General features: G+C 73.2%; 15 protein-coding genes. 5 read left to right on the plus strand and 10 right to left on the minus strand.

Translation table 11 applies throughout. The annotated features are described in order from the left end of the window. The first annotated feature begins 306 nt into the window (after positions 1-306). The 3 genes from ABVB68_RS33995 to ABVB68_RS34005 all read left to right on the plus strand — a co-directional run bounded on the left by ABVB68_RS33995 (position 307) and on the right by ABVB68_RS34005 (position 7,631). Entirely contained in the window at positions 307-1,836 is a 1,530-nt protein-coding gene (locus tag ABVB68_RS33995) for a hypothetical protein (RefSeq protein ID WP_353605051.1), read from the plus strand. Positions 1,837-1,939: 103 nt separating this feature from the next. Continuing rightward, on the plus strand, positions 1,940-2,830 hold the full coding sequence (locus tag ABVB68_RS34000) for a hypothetical protein (protein ID WP_353605052.1): 891 nt from the start codon (positions 1,940-1,942) through the stop codon (positions 2,828-2,830). A 37-nt stretch (positions 2,831-2,867) separates the two neighbouring features. Beyond that, the gene (locus ABVB68_RS34005; protein WP_353605053.1) at positions 2,868-7,631 is read left to right on the plus strand and encodes a hypothetical protein; all 4,764 of its coding nucleotides are present in this window, start codon (positions 2,868-2,870) and stop codon (positions 7,629-7,631) included. Between the two features lie 378 nt (positions 7,632-8,009). Here ABVB68_RS34005 and ABVB68_RS34010 read toward each other — a convergent pair whose 3' ends face one another. The 9 genes from ABVB68_RS34010 to ABVB68_RS34050 form a co-directional block, all read right to left on the minus strand. Then, positions 8,010-9,563 (minus strand): GMC family oxidoreductase, encoded by a 1,554-nt coding sequence (locus ABVB68_RS34010; protein WP_353605054.1) that lies wholly within the window; start codon positions 9,561-9,563, stop codon positions 8,010-8,012. Between the two features lie 37 nt (positions 9,564-9,600). Next, positions 9,601-11,172, minus strand: coding sequence for an APC family permease (locus ABVB68_RS34015; RefSeq protein WP_353605055.1), 1,572 nt, complete (start codon positions 11,170-11,172; stop codon positions 9,601-9,603). 73 nt (positions 11,173-11,245) lie between these two features. Next, positions 11,246-12,712: an aldehyde dehydrogenase family protein gene (locus ABVB68_RS34020; protein WP_353605056.1), complete on the minus strand. Its 1,467-nt coding sequence runs from the start codon at positions 12,710-12,712 to the stop codon at positions 11,246-11,248. Continuing rightward, positions 12,705-13,835 carry an aromatic ring-hydroxylating oxygenase subunit alpha gene (locus tag ABVB68_RS34025; protein ID WP_353605057.1) on the minus strand — a complete coding sequence of 377 codons (1,131 nt, stop codon included), beginning with the start codon at positions 13,833-13,835 and terminating at the stop codon, positions 12,705-12,707. Before ABVB68_RS34025 ends, ABVB68_RS34020 begins: the two co-directional genes overlap by 8 nt. Beyond that, the gene (gene solA / locus ABVB68_RS34030; protein ID WP_353605058.1) at positions 13,832-15,001 is read right to left on the minus strand and encodes an N-methyl-L-tryptophan oxidase; all 1,170 of its coding nucleotides are present in this window, start codon (positions 14,999-15,001) and stop codon (positions 13,832-13,834) included. The genes ABVB68_RS34025 and solA overlap by 4 nt, the downstream gene beginning before the upstream one ends. A gap of 9 nt (positions 15,002-15,010) precedes the next feature. Further along, positions 15,011-17,563, minus strand: a complete 2,553-nt coding sequence (locus ABVB68_RS34035; protein ID WP_353605059.1) for a GcvT family protein — start codon at positions 17,561-17,563, stop codon at positions 15,011-15,013. A 44-nt stretch (positions 17,564-17,607) separates the two neighbouring features. After that, the gene (locus ABVB68_RS34040) at positions 17,608-17,772 is read right to left on the minus strand and encodes a hypothetical protein (RefSeq protein WP_353605060.1); all 165 of its coding nucleotides are present in this window, start codon (positions 17,770-17,772) and stop codon (positions 17,608-17,610) included. After that, positions 17,769-18,854 (minus strand): S-(hydroxymethyl)mycothiol dehydrogenase, encoded by a 1,086-nt coding sequence (locus ABVB68_RS34045; RefSeq protein WP_353605061.1) that lies wholly within the window; start codon positions 18,852-18,854, stop codon positions 17,769-17,771. The genes ABVB68_RS34040 and ABVB68_RS34045 overlap by 4 nt, the downstream gene beginning before the upstream one ends. A gap of 552 nt (positions 18,855-19,406) precedes the next feature. Then, positions 19,407-20,246, minus strand: coding sequence for an IclR family transcriptional regulator (locus ABVB68_RS34050; protein ID WP_503006487.1), 840 nt, complete (start codon positions 20,244-20,246; stop codon positions 19,407-19,409). Between the two features lie 480 nt (positions 20,247-20,726). Between ABVB68_RS34050 and ABVB68_RS34055 the strand changes: the two genes are divergently transcribed. Then, on the plus strand, positions 20,727-21,050 hold the full coding sequence (locus ABVB68_RS34055) for a bifunctional 3-phenylpropionate/cinnamic acid dioxygenase ferredoxin subunit (protein WP_353605062.1): 324 nt from the start codon (positions 20,727-20,729) through the stop codon (positions 21,048-21,050). Between the two features lie 127 nt (positions 21,051-21,177). Beyond that, positions 21,178-22,365, plus strand: coding sequence for an NAD(P)/FAD-dependent oxidoreductase (locus tag ABVB68_RS34060; protein ID WP_353605063.1), 1,188 nt, complete (start codon positions 21,178-21,180; stop codon positions 22,363-22,365). Between the two features lie 43 nt (positions 22,366-22,408). On the opposite strand, the gene ABVB68_RS34065 is transcribed toward ABVB68_RS34060, so the two are convergent. Continuing rightward, the gene (locus tag ABVB68_RS34065; RefSeq protein ID WP_353605064.1) at positions 22,409-22,942 is read right to left on the minus strand and encodes a hypothetical protein; all 534 of its coding nucleotides are present in this window, start codon (positions 22,940-22,942) and stop codon (positions 22,409-22,411) included. Positions 22,943-23,340: the final 398 nt, after the last annotated feature.

The raw sequence follows: 23,340 nt of genomic DNA on the forward strand, positions 1-23,340 counted from the left end.
GCCTAGTGCCTAGCGGCGGGCGGCGGGCGGCGGGCGGCGGGCGGCGGGCGGCGGGCGGCGGGCGGTGAGCGGCGAGCCGTGAGCGGTGGGCGGCGAGTGGCGGGCGGTGAGCGGTGGGCGTCGGGCTGCAAGTGGCGGGTGGCCGGCGGCGGCGTGACGGGTTGGGAGGGGCCGTGGCGGGTCGGGACGAGCGTGGGGGGTCGGGACGGGCGTGCTGGCGCGTCGCCGCCCCGCCGCCCTGCCCGGGCAAACCGGCGGAGCCTCTCGTTTGGGTCGATGTCAGACCGAGGACCTAGTCTGTGCACCGTGACTTCGCCTGCATCGACGGACAGCGTTCCGCCCCAGCTCAGCGCGGGGCCGCGCCCCGCACCGGGCCCGGCCGCCGACGAGGGGCTGGCGCGCCGGCTGCGCGCGCTCGCATGCACCGCGCCGCTGCACGACCTCGACGCCCGCAAGGCCAACCTGGCCGGCGAGTACTCGGTGTACGGCATGGCCGAGGTGGCACTGGCCGCCATCGACCTGGTCACGCTCAACATGGACTTCGACACCGGCGCCGACCACGAGCAGATCGTGGCCAGGCTCGTCCCGCGCATCGCCGCCCAGGCCCCGCACCGGCCCGCCGCCGAGCACGAGCGCGTGGCCCGCTGGGTCCTGGAGAACCTGATCAACGTCGGCAGCGTCGACCGCGGCTTCCGCGCCGTCTACGGCACCTTCACACCGGACGGCACCTACGTCCGCCGGGACTACGACTTCAAGCTGATCGAAGAGGTCCCCGGCCCCGGCGGCACCGTCTACCTGCGGACCACCGACGAGGCGGTCAACGTCCTGGTCGGCGCCCTCGACACCGACGTCACCAGCGCCCAGATCGCCGCCGAGGTCAAGCTGGAGGTGCTGATCAGCCGCGGCCGTCTCGCCGACGCCCAGCTCGCCGCCGAACAGGCCCGCTACCGCACGGTGCAGTACTCCGAGACCCTGCGCCGCGCCCTGGACGCCACCCGGCGCAACGTCCGCGCGGTCGACTGGCTCAGCGCCGTACCCGACATGATCGCCGAGGCCCTCGACCACGTGGCGGAGCGCTACCGCCACGAGAACGCCATCCTCACCAACATCCGCAAGGCCCGCGACGAGACCGAGGACGCCGAGCACAAGCGCCGCGCCGCCGAACTGGTCGACATCGTCAAGGACTGCATCCGGCGGCACACCCAGCTCCAGTCGCGCCTGCTGGAGGCCGGCCCGCTCTTCCGCGCCGAACAGGACCGCCAGGCCTTCGGCACGCCGACGACGACGTCCGGGACGGACCTGTACGGCCACCTGCTCGCCCCCGTCCTGCCCCTGCCGCTGGAGCGGGCCATCCGGGTCACCGACGCCTTCTTCGCACACGGCACGGGTCTGCGGACGCCGGTGTCGGTGCGGGTCGGCGACCTCGTCGACATACTGCTGACACCGCCGGTCGAGCGGGAGCACCTGGGTGCGGAGATGCCGGAGCCGGACCTGATCGCCACACCGGACGACAGCCGGTTCGGCGAGGAACAACTGGCCGCCGCCATGGAGCTGCTGGACCTCCCCGCCGACGCGCCCAGGAGGCTGTCGGGGCTGCTCGCGCAGGCGCGACGGACCGGCGACCCCGATCTCGCCTATCTGGTGGCCCTCCTGGCGGTCCACGCCGCCAGCCCCGCGGTGGGCACCGCCTACCGGCAGGGCGAGGAGAAACTGCTGTTCGCCGTCGACGACGGTACCGAGCTGGACGACCCCGAGTTCGGCGGCGCGGACCTGATCGTGGGGACGGCCCTGCTGGACGCGGCGGGAATGGCGGCGGACAGAACGGAGGCGGCGTGAGGCCGCCGTCCGGGCGCGGGCCGTCGGTGGCCGGCCGCGCGGTTCCCCACGCCCCCGCCCGAGTCGCCCGTCACCCTCGTCCCAGGATCAAGGAGTCGCAGTCGTGAGCGAGCACGCCGAGTGGAGTGAGGCGGAGCCGTCCGCCCCGTCGGCACCCGCCCCCGTCACCCCCGCCGACGCCGCCGACGCGGCGCGGCTCGTCGCCTTCGGGCTGCAGCCCAAGCTGCAGCCCGCCCGCGACCAGGAGTACGCCGAACTGCTGCGCCGCCACCGCGAGGACCCGGCGTTCGCGCGGCTCGCGGACGCCGTCGCCGCCGGGCTGGGACTCGTCGTGCTGGAGGTGTCCCCGCGCGCGGGGATGGCCGTCACCGCGGCCGAGGACTCGGTCTTCGCCGTGCGCATGGGCGACTACGCGCGTCGCACCGCCGCCGACTCCGGCGACCGCTTCCTGCACGGCCTGGCCCATCTCGCCGCCGCCGCACTGGCGTTCCCGCGCCCGGAGGACCTGGCCGACGACACCTACTTCGGCCGCGTCACGGTCAACGGCGTCGACGCCTTCGTTCGGCAGGCCTGCCGCCGCCTGGAGGAGCGGGCCGAGGAGAGGGGCGAGAACACCGACCCGGCGACCGACGCGCCGGATCTGGAGGCCGCCTGGCGTATCTGGGCCAGACGCAGTGCCACCGGCGCCACCAAGGACGCCCGCCGCCCGGCCGCCTCCACCACCGGCATCGTGGCCAAGGCCCTGGCCTTCCTCACCGACTCGGGCTTCCTGCAGCGCACCGGTGACGACCACGGCGGCACCTATCGCACCACGGCCCGCTATCAGCTCCAGGTCCGGGACATGGCCGGCGGCGCCGCCATGGCCGAACTGCTGGAGCTGGGCGTCGTCCCGGTCACCGACGGCACGGCCAGCCTGCTGCCCGCCGAGGACACCGAGGACCTGGACCTCGTGGCCGACGCCGGCCTGCCCTTCCACACGCCGTCGCACCCCTGACCCCCCCGATCCGCCAGAAAACTGACGAGAGTCCGCCATGTACGAGCTGTCCCGGGTCCGCCTCTACTCCATCGGGCCCGCCGGTGCACGCTACGCCGACACCGTGCTTGACCTGCGAGGCGTGGGCGCGCCCGTGCCCGACCCGGCGCCCACGCAGGCGGAGTTCTTCGAGGAGGAGCCCTCCGGGCCGCCGCGCCGGCCGGCGCCCGCCGGCGTGCTGTTCCTGGAGAACGGAGGCGGCAAGTCCGTCCTGCTCAAGCTGATCTTCTCGGTGATGCTGCCGGGCCACCGCAACACCCTGGGCGGCGCCAGCTCCGGCGTGCTGCGCAAGTTCCTGCTCGCCGACGACTGCGGGCACGTGGCGCTGGAGTGGCAGCACGTGCTGACCGGCGAGTGCGTCGTCGTCGGCAAGGCCAGCGAGTGGCGCGGACGGCAGGTCTCCAACGACCCGCGGAAGTTCGCCGAGGCCTGGTACTCCTTCCGGCCCGGACCCGGGCTCAGCCTGGACAACCTGCCCGTGGCCGAGTCCACCGCCGTGCGGCCGCCCGCCGAGGGCGCCTCGGGCGCCCAGGGCCGCCGCCGCACCATGAAGGGCTTCCGCGACGCCCTCACCGAGGCCGGCAAGGCCTACCCGCACCTGGAAGTGCACTGGGAGGAGATCCACGACCGCTGGATCGAGCACCTCGGCGACCTCGGCCTCGACCCCGAACTCTTCCGCTACCAGCGGGAGATGAACGCGGACGAGGGCGAGGCGGCCGGTCTCTTCGCGGTCAAGAAGGACTCCGACTTCACCGACCTGCTGCTGCGCGCGGTCACCGACACCCGCGACACCGACGGCCTCGCCGACCTCGTCAGCGGCTTCGGCAGCAAACTCGGCCGGCGCGCCGAACTGATCGCCGAGCGCGACTTCACCGCGGGCTCCGTCGATCTGCTCGGACGGATCGTCGAGGCCGCCGAGACCCGTTCACGCACGCGTGACGTCCACGCAGGCGCCGAGCGCCGCACCCGCACACTGGCCCGCCGGCTCTCCGCGCGTGCCGTGCGGGAACGGGTCAGGGCCGCCGAACTCGCCCAGCGCGTCACGGCCGCCGCCTACGCCGTCACGCACTCCGAGGGTGCCCGCGAGCGCAGCGCCCTGATCGCCGCCGAACTTGCCTACCGGCACGCCTCCCTGGCGCTCGCCGCCGCCGAGAAGTCCGCCGCCGCGCAGAAGCGGGAGCTGGCCGACGCCCGCACCCTGCACGCCGCCTGGCAGGCGGCCGAAGCCGTGCTGCGCCACCGTGCCGCCGCCGACCGGGTCGCGCGCGTGTCCGCCGCGATCCAGGAGGCCGAACGGGACGCGGCCCCCGCGCTCGCCGCCCGTGCCAAGGCCGCCGTGGACCTCGTACGGGCCCTGCACGCGGCCGCCGAGGGCGCCGAGGCCCTCGCCAACGAGGAGGAGGAGCGTTCCACCGCCCTCCAGGACGTCAGCGACTCCGCCCACCGGGACTCCACCGCCGCCGCCACCGAGGCGCAGCGCGCCCGCAGCGAGACCGGGCACCTGCGCCAGCGGCTCGCCGAGGTCGAGCAGGAGACCGCCGAGGCCGTCCGCGCCGGCTGGCTCGACGACAGCTCCCCGGACGCCGACCCGGCCCGAGCCGCGCTCGCCGCCAGCGACGCGGAGAAGACCGCCGTCGCCGCCTGGGACGCGGCCCGCGAGGCCGCCCGCGCGACCACCGAGCACGCGCGCGAGGCCGCCACCGCCGAGTCCCGTGCCGAGCTGACCGCGGCCCGCGCGGCCGACGCGGCCGCCGCCGCACGGCGCGCCCACGAGGCCGAGCGGCGCCTGGCCGAATCGCTGGCCACCGAGGAGCGGCTCGCGGAACTGCTGAGCCTGCCGGGCGTGCGGGCAGCGGGACGCCCCGGGGTCCCCGGGCCCAGGACGGGAGCCGAGGACCGGGCACCCGGCCGGAGCGCGGCCGGCACCGACGGCGAGCACCCGGCGGGCCCGCGCGCCGAGCCGGACGCGGCCGCCCGCGGCCGTACCGGCACGGCGCGGGCCATGGACGCCGAAACGCCCGGCGCGGCCGGCCACCCGGCCGAAGGCCCGCTCACCGCCGAGGAACTCGACCGCTTCGCCGACGAGTTGCGCGAGCTGCTCGACGACGCCGTGGCCGCCGCCGAACGGCACCTCTTCGAACTGCGTACGGCCGCCGCCGACGACTCCCGCATCCTGGGCGCCCTCGGTGACGGCGGACTGCTGCCGCCCGGACCCGACGTGCTGGCCACCGTCGAGTACCTCGGTGAGCACGGCATCCCCGCGCTGCCCGGCTGGCGTTACCTGGCGCAGGCCGTCGACCCGGCCGACCACGCGCGCGTGCTCGCCGCCCGCCCGGAACTGGTCGACGGGGTGATCATCACCGATCCGGAGACGCACACGCGGGCCCGCGAGACGCTCGGTGACGCGGCCCTGCTGCCCCGCTCCGCCGTGGCCGTCGGCACCGCCGCCGCCCTGCTCGCCCCGACCCCCGCCGACGGCGCCACCCCCGGTGACGTCTTCCTCGTGCCGCCGAACCCGGCCATGCACGACGAACGCGCCGCCGACGAGGAACGACAGGCCCTGCGCGCGCGGGCCGGCGAGCGCGACGACGAGATCCGCACCCTCGCCGCCCGGCTCGGCAAGGACCGCGAACTGGCCGCCCGGCTCGCCTCCTGGCGCACCGGCTGTCCCGCCGGACGCCTCGGCGAGCTGGCCCGGGCCGCCGAGCAGGCCGGGACGTTCGCCGAGGAGGCCGAGGCCGAACTCACCGAGGCCCGCACCGCCCGCGCGGAGGCCGACGAGTCCGCCGCCGAGGCCGCACAGGTCCGCGACGAACGGCAGGAGGCCGCGCAGAAGGCCCGCCGCGCCGCCGACGCCCTGGCCGGCCTCGCCTTCCGGCTGCGTGAGCGCGCCGGCTGGCAGGTCACCCTGCGTGAACTCGCCGACGAGGCCGCCGAGTCCGAGGCCCGCGCCCGCACCTGTCTGGAACGCGCCCGCGCCGCCGACGAGGACCGCCGTGCCGCCCAGCGCGCCGCCGACGACGCCCGCCGCACCGCGCGCGCCCTGCGTGCCGAGCGCTCCGAGATCGCCGGGGCGCCCGACGACGTACCGGTCGCGGAGGCCGAGGCCCCGCACACCTCACTGCCGGCCCTCCGCGAGGCCTACCGCGCCGCCTCCCAGCTGTACGAGAAGGTCGGTGTCGGCGCCGACCTGCGCGCCGAGCAGGCCCGCGCGGAGAGCGACGAGAGCGCCGCCCGCGCCGATCTGGACCGGCTCAGCAACAAGGTCCGCACCCGCGCCGAGCAGCTTCTCCAGTCGCCCGACGGCTCGGACGGGCCGTCCCGGCAGGCGGCGGCCGCGCGTGCCGAGGAACTCGTGCAGCTCCTGGAGACGCGCATGTCGACCGCGAGCGAACAGCTCGGCCGGCTCCGCGGCGAGACCGAGCGGCACGCGCCCGAGGACGGCGAGGCGCACACCGCGCTGCCCGAGGAACTGCTCCCGCGTGACGCCGAGCACGCCCAGGCGCTGCTGCGCACGGCGACGACCGAAGTCGCCACCCGGACAGAGGCGTTGTCCGAGGCCCGCGAGGCGCACGCGGAGCTGCAGGCTGCCCACCGCGCCGCCGAGGACGCGGCCGGCGGATTCGACGAGATCGCCGCGATGCTCCGCGACCTGCTGCGCGAACACACCCCCGAGGACGAGCAGGACGAGCAGGAGCCGTACCCCGGCAGCCTGGAGGAGGCCCGGCACTCCGCAGCCGAGGCCCGCCGCTCGCTGCGGGGCTGCGCCGCCGACCTGTCCGCCGCCGAGGCCGCCGTGCGCGAGGCGAGCGACATCCTCGTCCGGCACGCCAACTCCACCCGCTTCGAGCAGGTCCGCACCCCGGCCCGGCAGCAGATCCGCGAACTGCCCGCCGCCGCGCTGCCCGAGCACGCCCAGAAGTGGGCGGACGCCTTCGCACCCCGGCTGCGGGTGCTGACCGACGAGCTGGCCCAGCTGGAACGCAACCGGGACTCGATCGTGGACCGGCTGCGCGGCCTGGTGGAGTCGGCCCTGGCGACGCTGCGGTCCGCACAGCGGCTCTCCCGGCTGCCGGAGGGACTCGGCGAGTGGTCGGGGCAGGAGTTCCTGCGCATCCGCTTCGAGGAGCCCGACCACGCCACGCTCACCGAACGCCTCGGCGAGGTCATCGACGAGGCGACGCGCGCGGCCGTCAAGAAGAACTCCGACCTGCGCCGGGACGGCATGTCGCTGCTGCTGCGGGGCGTCGGGGCGGCACTTCAGCCCAAGGGCGTGGCCGTCGAGATCCTCAAGCCCGACGCGGTACTGCGCGCCGAGCGCGTCCCCGTCGGCCAGATGGGCGACGTGTTCTCGGGCGGCCAGCTGCTCACCGCCGCCATCGCCCTGTACTGCACGATGGCCGCGCTCCGGTCGAACGACCGGGGCCGGGACAAGCACCGGCACGCGGGCACCCTGTTCCTGGACAACCCGATCGGCCGCGCGAACGCCACGTACCTGCTGGAGCTCCAGCGGGCGGTGTCCGACGCGCTGGGCGTGCAGCTCCTTTACACCACGGGCCTGTTCGACACGACCGCCCTGGCGGAGTTCCCGCTGGTCATCCGCTTGCGCAACGACGCGGACCTCAGGGCGGGCCTCAAGTACATCAGCGTGGAGGAACACCTCCGCCCCGGGCTGCCCCAGCCGCCCCAGGCGGGCGAGGCGGGCCACAGCGAGATCACGGCGACCAGGATGTTCAGGAAGCCGGCACCGACCACCTCCTGAGGGCGCGGGGAGCGAAGCCACCGACCGCGCCCCCTGAGGGCGCGGGGGAACGGCGTGACCGACCGCGCCCGCTAAGGGGCGCGGGGAACTGCGCGACCGGCCACGGACGGCCCGCGGCCTCCCACGGCCTCAGGCGGGAGCTGGTGGGCGTCTGAGGGGCGCGGGGAACTGCGCGACCGGCCACGGACGGCCCGCGGCCTCCCACGGCCTCAGACGGGAGCTGGTGGGCGTCTGAGGGGCGCGGGGAACTGCGCGACCGGCCACGGACGGCCCGCGGCCTCCCACGGCCTCAGGCGGGAGCTGGTGGGCGTCGGCCTCCAGCGGAGTTGGTCGGCGTCGGCCTTCAGCCGAACTGGTGGGCGTCGGTCCCCAGCCGGGCTAGTGCGCGTCGGCCTTCAGAAGATCCGCGCACCTCTCACCGATCATCATCGTCGTGATGCACGGGTTGACCGCGATCAGCTCCGGCATCACCGACCCGTCGGCGACCCGCAGCCCCTCGACCCCCTTGACCCGCAGCCGCGCGTCGAGCGGTGCCCAGGGGTCGTCGTCCGCGCCCATCTTCACCGTGCAGGACGGGTGGTAGACGGTGTTGTGCGTCCTGCGGATGTAGTCGAGCAACTCGTCGTCGGTCCGCACGTCCGGTCCCGGCGCCAGCTCCGCCCCCGCCCAGCCGCTCAACGCGGGCTGTGCGGCGATGCGGCGCGCGAGCCTCAGCCCGGCCGTCATCACCCGCACATCGTGCTCGTGCGTGAAGTACCGCGGGTCGACCCTCGGCTTGTCCCGGTGATCCCGGGTGCGCAGCCGCACGGTGCCGCGCGACTTCGCCTTCGTCACGTTGGGCGTGAGGCAGAACGCGTTCTCCGAGGTGGGATAGCCCCAGCGTGCCGTGTTCAGGTCGAAGGGCACCGAACCGTAGTGGAACATCAGGTCGGGCCGGTCGAGGCCCGGCTCGGTGTCGTAGAAGATGCCCGCCTCCCACCACTGGCTCGACGTGGTGGTCATCGGCTGCCTCGCCTCCCACATGATCACGCCCTCGGGATGGTCCTGGAGGTTCTCGCCGACGCCCGCCGAGTCGACGACCACCTCGACGCCGACCTCGCGCAGATGGGCGGCCGGCCCGATGCCCGACAGCATCAGCAGCTTGGGGGAGTCGATCGAGCCGCACGAGACGATCACCTCGCGCCGGGCCCGGACCGTGCGCGTGTGCACCAGGTCGGGATCCAGGTATTCCGCGCCCACACACCGCCGCCCGCGCAGCACCAGCTTCTTGGCCCGCACCCCCGTCCGGACGTCCAGATTCGGACGCTTGCCCAGCACCGGGTGCAGATAGGCCACCGAGGAGGACTGGCGGATGTTGTTCTCGTCGGAGTTGATCTGGAACCAGTTGGCCCCGCGCACCACCGTCTTCCCGGTGTTGAACGCGACCGTGGGTATACCGGCCTGCGCGCACGCCTGGAGCAGGGCCGCCCCGCACGGGTCGGCGCCCTTGAGCGTGCGCAGCTTCACCGGACCGGTGCGGCCGTGGTGGTCGCCGGGCGCGTCGTTGTTCTCCAGCCGCCGGTAGAGCGGGAACAGGTCGGCCGCGCTCCAGCCCGCGCAGCCCTGCGCCGCCCAGTCGTCCAGGTCCTCCGCGGGCGCCCAGAAGGCGATGCAGGAGTTGTGCGACGAGCAGCCGCCCAGCACCTTGGCGCGCGCGTGCCGCATGAAACTGTTGCCGTGGGCCTGTGGTTCGACCGGGTAGTCCCAGTCGTAGCCGGACTCCAGCAGGCCCATCCAGCGCTCCAGTCTGAGCACGGCGTCGTCCCCGACGTCGCTCGGCCCCGCCTCCAGGACGCACACGGTCACCGAGGGGTCCTCGGAGAGCCGTGCCGCCACGACGTTGCCCGCGGTTCCGCCGCCGACCACCACGTAGTCGAACTCGTCGATGCTCATGAGCAGTGACCTCCTTGCCGATCGGGCACAGTGCGGATCAGTCGGCCGCCGGAGCGGCGAGGGGAGCGGCCGGGCCGCTGGACGCCGTGTCGGGACGGTGCTCGGCGAGAACGCCGGTGCGGTGGCGCTGGACGAACCAGTAGTAGGCGAAGCCGCCGCCCGCGATGACCGCGACGAACAGCACCGCACCCCAGCGCAGGTACCAGTGGTAGGGAGCGGCCGCGTTGTAGACGGCGGCCCGGGGCCAGATCAGGTTGACCGTCATGGCCGCGCCCCACACCACGGCGACGATGTTGACGAGCAGCCCCCAGCGGCCCAGCGAGAACCTGCCCCCGCCCGCCGGCTGCCACGTCCCGCGCAGCCGGGCCACCAGCATCGGCGCGGTGACGCCGAGGTAGGCGAGGTAGATCATGATGATGCCGATGCTGGTGACGACGGTGAAGATCTGCGGCTGGCGGATGTTGACCACGAGGATCGCCAGCGCCAGCACGCCGATGATCACGGCCGGCAGCACCGGGGTCCGGAAGCGGGGGCTGACCCGGGCCAGCAGCGAGGAGGCGGGCAGGTTGTTGTCCCGGGCCATCGCGAAGGCCAGCCGGATCGCCGCCGTGTGCACGGCCAGGGCGCACACCGTCACCGCGATCAGCACGCACCACAGCATCGCCTTGCCGGCCGTCGGCCCGAGGACGTCGAGTACGGCGTACTGCAGCCCGTCGGTGGACAGCTTGTCGCCCTTCAGGCTGGAGACGCTCATCAGCGCCAGCAGCAGCACCAGGCCGCCCAGGACGAAGGAGGCGACGATCGCGCGGACGATCGCGCGCGGTGCGTTCCGGGACGGGTCGAGCGATTCCTCGCCGAGCGAAGCGGCGGTGTCGAAGCCGTACATGACGTACGCCGATGCCAGCGAGGCCACCAGGAACGCGCCGAGATAGCCGGTGGAGTGTCCGGCACCGGTGTGGTTCGTCTGCATGACGACCTGAGGACCACGGGTGATGTGGACGGCGAACAGGATGATCAATACAACGGTCGCGATCAACTCGACGAACACACCCGCGGTGTTGATCGTGGCCATCAGCTTGACGCCGAAGGCATTGACCAGCGTGGTGAACAGGATCAACACGGCGGCCAGGATCACCGCGTTCGTCGCCACGTCGTACTTTCCGCTGCCGTCCCCGACGAACTGGAACGTGGCGGAGATCTGCGGCAGCGTCAGCTGGTAGGCCAGCGCCACCGCCGATATGGACACGATCGACGCGATCAGCATCATCCATCCGGCGAGCCAGCCGAGATGCGGATTGCCGATCCTCTTCGACCAGTTGTAGACCGAGCCCGCCACCGGATAGCGGGCGGCCAGTTCGGCGAAGCACAGCGCCACCGCGAACTGGCCGGCGAACACCATCGGCCACGACCACCAGTACGCGGCGCCACCGCTGCCGTAGCCGAAGTAGAACAGCTGGAAGGTGCCGGTCAGGATCGAGATGTAGCTGATCCCGGCGGCGAAGGTGTGGAAACCGCCGAGCGTGCGTTTGAGTTCGGGTTTGTAGCCGAACTCGGCGAGTTGGGCGTCGTCGTGGTGGTGCCGGTCCGGGGACTGTTCCGTGGTCGTCATGAGCGGACTCCTCGTGGCCTGGGAGGGGGGCGGCGGCCCGTGCCGGTGGCGTGGGCGGGGCGGGGTGGGTGTGTCAGTCGAACCAGCCCTGCGGGGCCGGCGCGGTGTTGCGCCAGATGTGCTTCGTCTCGCGGTACTCGGCGAGTCCCGCCGGTCCGAGTTCGCGGCCGAACCCGGACTGCTTGTAACCGCCCCATTCGGCCTGCGGCACGTACGGGTGGTAGTCGTTGATCCAGACCGTGCCCAGGCGCAGCCGCGCCGCGATCCGGGCGGCCCTGGCCTCGTCGCTGGTCCAGACGGCGCCCGCGAGGCCGTAGATCGTGTCGTTGGCCAGCTCCACGGCCTCCGCCTCCGTGGTGAACCGCTCGACGGTCAGCACCGGTCCGAAGGACTCCTCCCGGACCACCGACATCTCGCTCGAGCACTCGTCCAGGACGGTCGGCGGGTAGTAGAAGCCCGCCTCGTGACCGGGACCGGACGGGCGCGCGCCGCCGCAGCGCAGCACCGCCCCCTCCCGGACGCCGTTCGCCACATACGCCTCGACCTTGGTCCGGTGGGCCTCCGAGATCAGCGGCCCGGTCTGCGCCCGCTCGTCGAACGGCCCGCCCAGCCGGATACGCCCGGCCCGCCGTACCACCTCGTCCACGAACCGGTCGTGCAGCGCGTCCTCCACCAGCAGCCGGGCCCCGGCGGAACACACCTGCCCGGAGTGCAGGAACACCGCCGTCAGGGCCATGTCGACCGCGGTGTCGAAGTCGGCGTCGGCGAAGACGATGTTGGGGTTCTTCCCGCCGAGTTCGAGCGCGACCCTCTTCACCGTGCCGGCCGCCGCGGCCATCAGACGACGGCCGGTCTTCAGACCGCCGGTGAAAGAGACCAGGTCGACGTCCGGATGGTCGCCGAGCGGGGCACCCGCCTCCGGGCCGGCGCCCAGCACCAGATTGGCCACGCCCGCCGGCAGCCCGGCCTCCGCCAGCAGCCGGACCAGATGGATCGCGGTGTGCGGGGTCAGCTCGCTCGGCTTCAGCACGAAGGTGTTCCCGGCCGCGAGCGCCGGGGCGACCTTCCACGCCGTCTGCAGCAGCGGATAGTTCCACGGCGTGATCAGTGCGCAGACGCCGACGGGCTCGTGCACCACCCGGCTGTCCACGTCCGCCCGGCCGGTGTCGATCACGCGCCCGGCCTCGGACGCGATCAGCCGCCCGAAGCAGCGGAAGCAGGCGACGACGTCGTCCACGTCGTAGCCGCTCTCCACGAGCCGCTTGCCCGTGTCCAGGGACTCGGCGTGGGCCAGTGCGTCCTTGTCGCGCACGAGGAGGTCCGCGACCCGCAGGAGCAGATCGCCGCGCTCCGCCGCGGGCGTGCGCGGCCAGGGGCCCGTGTCGAAGGCGCGCCGGGCCGCCGCGACGGCCGCCACGGTGTCCTCGGCGCCCGCCTCGTCCATGCTCCCGACGAGGGATCCGTCGGCGGGACACCGGATCTCCCGGGTGCGCTCGCCCAGCGCGCCGCGCCACGTGCCGTCGATGAAGAGGTCAGGCACGGGCCTCTCCCAGCCGGCTCAGCAGCCACTCGTGGAAGATCCCGATGTGGTGCTCGGTCGGGACGAGGACGCCGCCCTTGCGGTACGCGCGCGAGGACATCGCCGGCTGGGTCCGCTCGCACGCCTCGAAGTCCTGGACGTTGACACGGTGGAACAGCTCCACGGACTTCGACACGTCCGCGCCGGACGCCACCACCTGCGGCGCGTACAGCCAGTCGCACTCCACGACCGTGCGGTCCTCGGCCATCGGGAACATGCGGTGCAGGATGACGTGGTCGGGGACGAGGTTGACGAACACGGTCGGCTTGACCGTGATGGCGTAGTAGCGGCGGTCCTGGTCCTCGCCCACCTCGGGCAGCCTGCCGAATCCCGCGCTGCCGTCCACCGTGAAGCCCTCGATCTCCTCGCCGAACCGCGCGCCGTGGCCCACGTAGTACTGGGCGGCGTAACCGTCCGCGAACTCCGGCAGGACCTCGGTGAGTTCGGGGTGGATCGTCGCGCAGTGATAGCACTCCATGAAGTTCTCGACGATCAGCTTCCAGTTGGCCCGCACGTCGTAGGTGATCCGCCTGCCGAGGGCCAGTCGCTCGGTGCCGTAGTGCTCGATCGCGGCCGCGTCGCCGAGCCGCTCGACGGCCGCGGACACCACCGTGTCCTCGAAGGAGGGCGGTTCGTCGGCGAGGCACACCCATGTGTAGCCGAGCCATTCGCGCAGGGCCACCTTGATCAACCCGTACTCGACCCGGTCGATGTCCGGCATCTTGATCAAGTTGGGTGCGGCGATCAACCTGCCGTCCAGGTCGTACGTCCACGCGTGGTACGGGCACTGCAGGCCGCGCCGCACCTCGCCGGACGCCTCCGTGCACAGGCGGGCGCCCCGGTGGCGGCACACGTTGAGGAACGCGCGCAGTTCTCCGGTGCGGGTACGGGTGATGACGACGCTCTCCCGGCCCACCTGGACCGTACGGAAAGCGCCCGGCCTGTCCAGGTCGGCGCTGCGGACCGCGCAGAACCACAGGGACTCGAACAGCCTCTCCTGCTCCCGCCGGAAGACGTCGGCGTCGGTGTAGTAGTGGCCGGGGAGCGTCGCGATGAGGCTCGGGGGGATCGGGGTCGTCGTCACGGGTGTGCTCCTCCGGCGGGCGCGGCGGCGAGGCGGGCGGGGTCGAACAGGCCGATCGGATGCGCGGTGGAGCCGGTCAGGGCCAGGTCGGCCAGAATCTCGCCGACGACGGGCACGAACTTGAAGCCGTGCCCGGAGAATCCGCAGGCCACGGTCACCGACTCCGGGTGGGCCGGATGCCGGGCGATCACGAAGTGCTCGTCCGGGGTGGTGGTGTACATGCAGGTGGCGGCCTTGAGGAAGGTGCCCGGCAGGTCCGGGATGCAGCGGGACATGTGGCCGGCCATGGCCTGGATCTCGTCCTCGTGCACGGTCCGGTCGATGGTCTCCGGCGTGGTGGCCCGGCCCTTGCGGAAGAAGGCGACCTTGGCGCCCAGCTCGGGGCCGTCGATCGCCGGGAAGCCGTACACCTGGACGCCGGCCGCGTCCTCCCAGATGTAGATGGGATGGTGCCGGGGGACGAACCGCCCGGTGCCGCCCTTCGGCTGGAACCAGTACATGACCTGACGCTCGACGGTGAACGGCACGCCGACATCGGTGAGCAGCTGCGGAGCCCAGGCGCCGGGGCAGATCACCAACTGGGCGGCCGTGTAGGTGTTCTCCGCGGTGTGGACGCGCACCCCGTCCCGGTACGGCTCCCAGCGCAGCATCGGTTCCTCGAAGTGCAGCTCGGCGCCCTGCCGGGTGGCCAGCTGCAGGTGCGCCGCGACGGTGTTCTCCGGCCGGAGCAGGCCGGCCTTGTTCTCGTACAGCGCCACTTCGTCGTCGTCCGGGTTCAGTGTCGGGAAGCGACGGCGGATCTCCTTCGCGTCGAGCATCTCGTGCGGCAGGCCCCACTGCCGGGCCGAGAGCAGGGAGCCCGAGACGGTCCGCGAATCCGGCCGTCCAACCATCACACCGCCGCTGAGGATCGCGATCTCCCGGCCGGTGGCCCGCGCCAGGTCCTCGTACAGTTCGTAGGCACGCAGCAGCAGCGGCACATACGCCGGGTCCTCGAAGTACGACTGTCGGGTGATCCGCGAACCGCCGTGGCTGGAGCCGCGGTTGTGCACCGGACCGAACTTCTCCAGGCCCAGGACGCGGGCGCCGCGGGCGGACAGGTGGTGCGCGGCGGCGCTGCCCATGCCGCCCAGGCCGATGACGATGACGTCGTAAGACGGTGACACGGGCGCCTCCTAGCGGCGGATGCGGGTCATCTCCGGGTCGAACAGCGGCTCGTCGGCGACCGTGGCCGCGACCTTCTCGCCGAAGTACTGGATGTGGACGCCCGTGCCGGTGGGGAGGCCGGCCGGCAGCCAGGCGTAGGCGACACAGCGGCCGACCGTGTAGCCGTACGACGCGCTGGTCACATAGCCCGCCGGGACGCCGTCGACGAGGACGGGCTCCTTGCCGAGGACCACCGCGGCGGGGTCGTCCAGCAGCAGCGGGGTGAGCCGGCGGGTGGGCTCGGGCAGGTTCCGCAGGGCTTCCTGACCGGTGAACCCCTCCTTGTCCATGCGGACCGCGAAGCCGACGCCCGCCTCGAAGGGGGTGTGCTCGTCGGTCATGTCGGTGCCCCAGGACCGGTACCCCTTCTCCAGACGCAGCGAGTTGAACGCGGAGCGGCCGGCGGCGATCACACCGAGGTCCCGCCCGGCCTCCCACAGCGTGTCCCAGAGCCGAAGACCCAGGTCGGCACTGGTGTACAGCTCCCAGCCCAGCTCGCCGACGTAACTCAGCCGCATCGCCGTCACCGGAACATGCCCGAGCCAGGCCCGCTTCGCGCGGAAGTACCCGAAGCCCTCATGGCTGAAGTCCTCGCGGGTGAGCGGCTGGACGAGAGCGCGGGCGAGCGGGCCCCAGACGCCGATGCAGCAGGTGCCGGACGTGACGTCCCGGACCTGGACGTCCGCCGGCGCGTGGCGCAGCAGCCGGTCCAGGTCGGCGGGGGAGTTGGCACCCACCTGGAAGCGGTCGGCGGCCAGCCGGGCGACGGTGAGGTCGGAACGGATCCCGCCGGTCTCGTCCAGGAGCAGGGTGTAGGTGACCGCTCCCGGCTTCTTGCGCAGGTTGTTGCTGGTCATCCGGTCGAGGAAGGCCAGGGCGCCGGGGCCGGTGACCTCCAGACGGCGCAGCGGGGTCATGTCGTACAGCGCCACCCTCTCCCGGGTCGCCCGCGCCTCGGCCGCGGCGATCGGCGACCAGTAGCGCGCGGACCACGCGTCACGCTCGGGCAGCTCACCGAGGGCGTCCACGAGCGGGGCGTTGGCCTCGTACCAGTGCGGGCGCTCCCAGCCCGCACCCTCCAGGAAGAAGGCCCCCAGTTGCTGCTGGCGGGCGTAGAACGGGCTGACCCGAAGGGGCCGCGGCCGCTCGATCGGCTGGAGGGGGTGGAGAACGTCGTACACCTCGGCGAACTGCTGTGAGCCGCGCTCACGAACGTACGACGGTGAACGCTGCGCCTCCTCGAACCGCGTGAGGTCGCACTCGTGCACGTCGACGGACGGCCGCCCGTCGACCATCCACTCGGCCACCGCCTTCGCCACCCCCGCGGAATGGGTGACCCAGACCGCCTCGGCCAGCCAGAAGCCCCGCAACCCCCGCGTCTCCCCGAGAACCGGCATGCCGTCCGGGGTGAAGGAGAAGACCCCGTTGAACCCGCTCTCGACCTCGGTCTCCCGCAGGGCCGGCAGCAGCCACCGGCAGTCCTCCCAGCTCGGCGCCCAGTCCTCGGCGGTGAGCGGGTACGAGGACGGCATCTCCATGTCCCGGGCGCGCGCCTCGTCGTACGGCGGGACGGCGAACGGGTCCACCGGCAGCGGCCGGTGCGCGTACGAGCCGATGCCGATGCGGTCGCCGTGCTCGCGGAAGTACAGATCCCGGTCCTGGAAGCGGAGGATCGGCTTCGACGCCTCCGCCGTGGCACCGCTCAGCTCGCGCAGCGGCCCGGTCCTCACGTACTGGTGCGCGAGGGGCTGCAGGGGTACGTCGACTCCCGCCATGCGCCCGATGACGGGCCCCCAGAAGCCGGCCGCGGAGACCACGTGGTCCGCCGGGAAGGTGCCCCGGTCCGTGACGACCGCGGTGACCCGGCCGCCCTCCCGCTCGATGCCCGTGACCGTGTGCCGGTCCAGGAAGCGGGCACCGCGCCCGGTGGCCCGGTCCAGCTGGGCGCGAGACGCGAGCAGCGCCCGGGCCAGACCGTCGTCGGGGGTGTGGAAGCCGCCGAGGACGACCGACTCGTCCAGCAGGGGCCACAGTTCCTTGCAGCGGGCGGCACTCACGACCTCACCGCGGATGCCCCAGGCGGCGGCGTAACCCGCCCGGCGGTGCAGTTCGGCCAGGCGCTCGGGGGTGGTCGCCAGCTCCAGGCCGCCGACCTGGTCGAAGCAGGGGACGCCGGCCACCTCGAGGGAACGGAACTTCTCGATCGTGTACCCGGCGAACTGCGACAGCGTCCTGGAGGGGCTGGTCCGGAACACGAGCCCGGGTGCGTGCGAGGTGGAGCCGCCGGGCGCGGGGAGGGGGCCCTGTTCCAGGACGGTGACGTCGTTCCAGCCGCGGGCCGTCAGCTCGTCCGCGAGCGAGCAGCCGACGATGCCCGCGCCGATGATGACGACCCGGGGGCCTTGAGGGCGGTTCCCGGCGGTGCGGTGGTCGTGGGCTCGGGGTGTGCGGGGGCGGCTCTCGCCGTGGGATTCGGGTGTGCGGGGGCGACGTTCACCGTGGGATTCGGGTGTGCTGGACATGCCCCTCCTCGTGGTGGCGGGGATGGCTGATGCGGGGGAGCCGTTCAGGCGATGGGGAGGTGCGGCCGCTCGGTGGCGATCGTCGAGCGGTCGGTGGCGTCCGGGCGGGAGTTCGAGCGGTCGGCGGCGTCCGGGCGGGGGTCCGGGCGGCCGGTGGCGTCCGGGCGGGTGTACGGGTGGTCGGCGGCGTCCGGGCCCCGGGTGCTCACAGGACCACCACCGAGCGCAGCACCTCACCGCGGTGCATCTTGCCGAACGCATCCTCCACCTGGTCCAGGGCGATCGTCTCGGAGACGAACGCGTTGAGGTCGAGCAGCCCGTACAGGTACTGGTCGATCAGGAACGGGAAGTCCCGGCTCGGCAGACAGTCCCCGTACCAGGAGGACTTGATGGCGCCGCCGCGCGAGAAGACGTCGATCAGCGGGAGTTCGACCTTCATCTCGGGCGAGGGCACGCCGACCTGGACCAGCAGGCCCGCATGGTCGCGCATGTAGAAGGCCTGCTCGAACGTCTCAGGCCGGCCGACCGCGTCGATCGCGATGTCCACGCCGTGGCCCCCGGTGAGTTCCCGGACCGCGGCGACCGGGTCGGTACCACGGGAGTTGACCGTGTGGGTGGCGCCGAACTTCTCCGCCCGGTCGAGCTTGCGGTCGTCGATGTCCACGGCGATGACCTTCATGGCGCCGTTCAGGCAGGCGCCCGCGATGGCCGCGTTGCCGACGCCGCCGCAGCCGATGACGGCGACCGAGTCGCCGCGGCCGACGTTGCCGGTGTTGACCGCCGCGCCGTAGCCGGCCATCACCCCGCAGCCGATGAGACCGGCCGCCTCGGGACGCGCGGCCGGATCGACCTTCACCGCCTGACCCGCCGCGACCAGCGTCTTCTCGGCGAAGGCACCGATGCCGAGGGCGTTGCCGAGCGGGGTGCCGTCCGGCAGGGTCATGGGCTGCGCGGCATTGCGGGAGTCGAAGCAGTACCAGGGCCGGCCACGCCGGCAGGAGCGACAGCCGCCGCAGGGCGCCCGCCAGGCGAGCACCACGTAGTCCCCGGGCCGCAGATCGGTGACGCCGGGGCCGACCGCCTCGATCGTGCCGGCCGCCTCATGGCCCAGCAGGAACGGGAAATCGTCCGTGATCGCGCCTTCCCGGTAATGGAGATCCGTGTGGCACACCCCGCAGGCCTGCACGCCGACGAGCACCTCACCGGGCCCCGGATCGGAGACCACGATGGTCCGCACCTCTACGGGTGCGCCTTTCCTCACGGCGACTACGGCACGGACCTCGTGTGGCACGACAAGCTCCTCTGCTGTTGCGCATTGCACGATGGGTTGCGTGGTGGGGAACATCTTGAGAAGACCGTCACGGGGCCGTCAAGAGGCGCGCGTTAACCCTTGGCAAAAGGAACCCGCAGGGCGAAACAAGTCGGACACACGAGGCCCGGGCCGCCACGCTGCTCTCGCTCCGGGGCGAGCTTCGCGACGGCATGACCGGCGGCGGCGTGGACGGCGAGGGCGCGTGGACGGCGAGAACGCGTGGACGGTGAGGGCGGCGTGGACGGCGAGGGCGCGTGGACGGTGAGCACGCGTGGACGGCGAGGGCGCGTGGACGGTGAGCACGCGTGGACGGCGAGGGCGACGCGGGGCCGGGAACTCGCCAGGCCCCGCGTCGCCGGGTGCTGCGCCGAGGGCGCCGCGTGCCCGGGAGGACTCACGCATCGGCCCACCCGTCCCAGCCACTGCGTCGGCCCACCCGTCGCAGCCGCTGCGTCGGCCCACCCGTCGCAGCCGCTGCGTCGGCTCACCCATCGCAGCCGTTGCGTCGGCTCGCTCTCCGCTCGCTTGCAGTCAGAAGCCGTACCCCATACGGCGGGACAGCTCGGCGCTCGCCGCCACGGTGCGTTTCGCGACCTCCGGCAGCCGGTCGGAATTCAGCCGGTACACCGGACCCGAGACGCTGATCGCCGCGATCACCTTCCCGTCGTGCGCGCGCACCGGCGCCGCCACGCCGGCGAGCCCCAGCTCCAGCTCCTCGATCGTGATGCCGTAGCCCTGCTGCACGACGGCCTCCAGTTCGGCGCGCAGCATCGTCGCGCCGGTGATCGTACGGTCCGTGAACCGCGGCAACGACCGGGCCAGCAGACCCTCGCGCAGGGTGGGCGGCATGTGCGCGAGCAGCACCTTGCCGCTGGAGGTGGCGTGCAGCGGGGTGCGTCTGCCCAGCCAGTTCTGCGCGGTGACGGACGCGGTGCCGCGGGCCTGCATGATGTTGACCGCCGCGTCCTCGTCGAGCACGGCGATGTTCACCGTCTCGCCGAGCTCGTCGGCGACCTCCCGGCAGACCGGGACGCCCTCCTGGGAGATGTCCAGCCGCACCGCCGCCGCACCCGCCAGGCGCAGTACGCCGGCCCCCAGGTAGTACTTGCCCCGGTCCTTCGCCTGGGCCACGAGACCGCGGTTCTCCAGTACGCCGAGCAGCCGGAACGCCGTGGACTTGTGCACGTCCAGCTCCTCGGCGATCTCGGTCACGCCCGCCTCGCCGTGCCGGGCGAGGATCTCCAGCACGCTCACGGCCCGGTCCACCGACTGCACCGCGCTGGCCGCTCCACGGCCGTTGTGTCTGTCCGGGGTCCTTGGGGTCCGGGTGGTCTCCTCGTTGCGGTCAGACTGCTTCTGCGTGCGGGTCATGGCTCAACTCTCACCACCTGTGGGCCCGGTTCGGGCCGCATCTGCGGGAAGCCCTTGACGCGACGGTCGTCCCGCCCGGATTCTGTTGCGCATGGCGCTGGTTCGTGCGCCATACGAAACATCATGTTACCCAAGTGTCCGAATCCCGGAAGGGTGCCGGACCAGGGGGACCGGTCGGTTCAGCCGGGCGGTCCGATCCACCGGCCGGATAGGTCCACCCCGGCGGATCGGGCCGGTCCGGCGGATTGGACCAGCCCGGTGTGTCGGACCGGTCGGGTCTGCCGGACCGGTTGGACCCCTCGCGGTCCGCCCCCCCACGTGCCGCAACCGCACCGGGCCCCCGAGACCCGGGCTTCCAGCCACATACCCGGCGTCCGCGCCCGACATCTCCACCTGACGCCACGCCTGTGCCTGACATGTCCACCTGACGCCTGCATCCAGCAGGTCCGGGCCGAGCGTCCCGGACCGAGAGGGGGGCCCGTGATTCCCGTCTGCCGCCTCGAAGACCTCCCCGAGGGAGAGTCCCTCCGCGTCGAGACCACGCCACCGATCGCCGTGTTCCGCACCGAGCGGGGCGAGCTGTACGCCATCGACGACACCTGCACCCACCAGGACGCCTCCCTCTCCGAGGGCTGGCTGGAGGGCTGCCTGGTCGAATGCCCGCTGCATGCCGCGTCCTTCGACCTGCGCACCGGCGAGCCGACCTGCCTGCCGGCCCGGCGCCCCGTCCGTACCCATCGCGTCACCGTCGAGGACGGCGTCGTCCACGTCCACCTCACGGCGGAGGAGGGCACGGCCGCATGAACACCCCCGCGGGCCGCTCCCAGCGGCCCGGTCGCACGCACCCGTCCTTCGTCCTCACCCCCTGCCCCGCCGGTCCGGCCTGCACCGCCCCCCGCCGTCCGGGCCGCTCCCCGAGGAGCCGTGCCGTATGAGGACCGTGACCGTCGTCGGCGCCTCCCTCTCCGGCCTCTACGCCGCCCGTGAACTGCGTGCCCAGGGCTTCGACGGCCGACTGGTGGTCGTCGGCGAGGAACCCCATCGCCCCTATGACCGCCCTCCGCTCTCCAAGGACTTCCTCACCGGCCGCGTCGACGAGGAGCAGCTGGCCCTCACCGACTCCGAGGAGACCGCCGCCCTGGACGCCGAATGGCTGCTCGGCGTGCGCGCCCGCGGACTCGACACCCGCGGCCGCGCCGTCCTGCTCGGCGACGGACGGACGGTCTCCACCGACGGCGTGGTCATCGCCACCGGCGCCGCCGCCCGCCGGCTGCCCGGTGACCGCCTCACCGGCGTGCACACCCTGCGCACCCTGGACGACGCCCGCGCCCTGCGCGGCGGCCTCACCCGGGGCCCCCGCCGGGTCGTCGTCATCGGCGGCGGCTTCATCGGCGCCGAGACGGCCTCCTCGTGCGCGCGGCTCGGCCACGCGGTCACCGTCGTCGAGGCCGCCCCCTTGCCGCTGGTGCCCCAGCTGGGGGCGCGGATGGCCGCCGTGTGTGCCGCTCTGCACCGTCGTGGCGGGGTGGAACTGGTCACCGCAACCGGGGTGGCGGGGCTGTGCGGCACCGCCACCGTCACGGGTGTCCGCCTCACCGACGGCCGCACCCTGCCCGCCGACCTGGTCATCGTCGGCGTCGGAGCCCGCCCCAACACCGCGTGGCTGACGGGCTCGGCACTTGCCGTGCCCGACGGTGTGCAGTGCGACGAGGGCTGTGTGACCGCCCTGCCCCAGGTGGTCGCGGTCGGGGACGTCGCCCGCGTCGGAGGCACGCGGTCCGAGCACTGGACCTCCGCGACCGAGCAGCCCCGGGTCGCCGTGGCCAACCTGCTCGCCGGCCGGACCCGCGACACCGTCCGCACGGTGCCGTACTTCTGGTCCGACCAGTACGGCGTCCGCATCCAGTTCGCCGGCCGGCATCGCGACGGCGACACCGTGCACATCGCCGAGGGCGAGATCACCGGCGGACTGCCCGGTGAGACCGGATTCCTGGCCCGTTACGAACGGGACGGCCGCACCGTCGCCGTGCTCGGCGTGGACCGTACGCGCCCCTTCGCACGGGCCCGGCGCGAACTCCGGCGCGAGGAGCGGGAACCGGCCGAGCCCGCGGCGCTCTGAGGCGCCGGACGCGGCCCGGTCCGTTCCCCGTGCCGACGCCGGGTCAGGAGTGCGACAGCCGTCCGGTGCCGCCCCGCCGGCGTATCCGCTCCTGCTCGCGCAGGGCCGTCCGCTCCTGACGCCGGCGGGCGCGGCGCTCCCGCCGCAGCGCCCGAGCCGTGCTGCTCGGCTCGGAGACCACGCCGTAGCGCTGGCTCCACACCTGGCGGGTCACCCATACGTCGACCACGGCCCAGGTGGCCACCACCGTGCTCACCACACTGCTGACCACCATGGGGAACGCCAGCCACGACCCGGCCATCGTGCACAGGAACGCCACCATGGCCTGTATCAGCGTCACCGCGATGACGATGACCGCGCGCACCGCCGCCGTACGCACCGGATCAGGCATCGGGTGGCGCCGTGCCGGCTCCTCCACCCACAAAGGACGGACCGTCCGCGGCTGTTCGTCCCGAGCCGCCTTCCCTGCGTGCGCGGGCGCCGGAAAGCCCTTGCCCGGCGCCGCGGGGCCCTGCCGCGCCGCCGGGCGCCCCGCCACGCTCTCCTCGGACGCCTCGCGCCGCTCAGCCGTGCCCATCACCGTGTGCCTCCCCACCGCCGGCAGACCGTTCGCCCCGGTGCCCGAAGACACCGACTCCCCAGTGGCTGCCCGGCTTGCGCTCATTTACGCCGCCGGGATGCGGGATGCGGCTCCTGTGTCCCAATCCGCCCCCTTTTCCCGAAGACTAGGACGAACGGGAACCCGCGAAGATTCCCGGTCGGCGAAAGAATCCGGCCAACCGCCCGCCAGGCGACCGGGCCCGATCCCGGCGCGCCCCCACGGGTCACGGTGGCAATCTCCCGCAATGCCCGGACAACTCGGCATCTCTCGCCGCCACTAAGACGTCGTCTCATTTGGCGAGTCTGCGGTAGCAGATGAGGCTGCAGGCGATGGCAGTGAAGGCCAGGAAGTGCTCGGCCTTGCGTTCGTAGCGT

Source organism: Streptomyces sp. NPDC096012 (assembly GCF_040426375.1).
Taxonomy (GTDB): Bacteria; Actinomycetota; Actinomycetes; order Streptomycetales; family Streptomycetaceae; genus Streptomyces.

Bases quoted from the DNA above. Each gene is read 5' to 3' on its own strand.
- ABVB68_RS34005 (WP_353605053.1), top strand. From the start codon at position 2,868: ATGTACGAGCTGTCCCGGGTCCGCCTCTACTCCATCGGGCCCGCCGGT.
- ABVB68_RS34010 (WP_353605054.1), bottom strand. From the start codon at position 9,563: ATGAGCATCGACGAGTTCGACTACGTGGTGGTCGGCGGCGGAACCGCG.
- ABVB68_RS34015 (WP_353605055.1), bottom strand. From the start codon at position 11,172: ATGACGACCACGGAACAGTCCCCGGACCGGCACCACCACGACGACGCC.
- ABVB68_RS34035 (WP_353605059.1), bottom strand. From the start codon at position 17,563: ATGTCCAGCACACCCGAATCCCACGGTGAACGTCGCCCCCGCACACCC.
- ABVB68_RS34050 (WP_503006487.1), bottom strand. From the start codon at position 20,246: ATGACCCGCACGCAGAAGCAGTCTGACCGCAACGAGGAGACCACCCGG.
- ABVB68_RS34060 (WP_353605063.1), top strand. From the start codon at position 21,178: ATGAGGACCGTGACCGTCGTCGGCGCCTCCCTCTCCGGCCTCTACGCC.
- ABVB68_RS34065 (WP_353605064.1), bottom strand. From the start codon at position 22,942: ATGGGCACGGCTGAGCGGCGCGAGGCGTCCGAGGAGAGCGTGGCGGGG.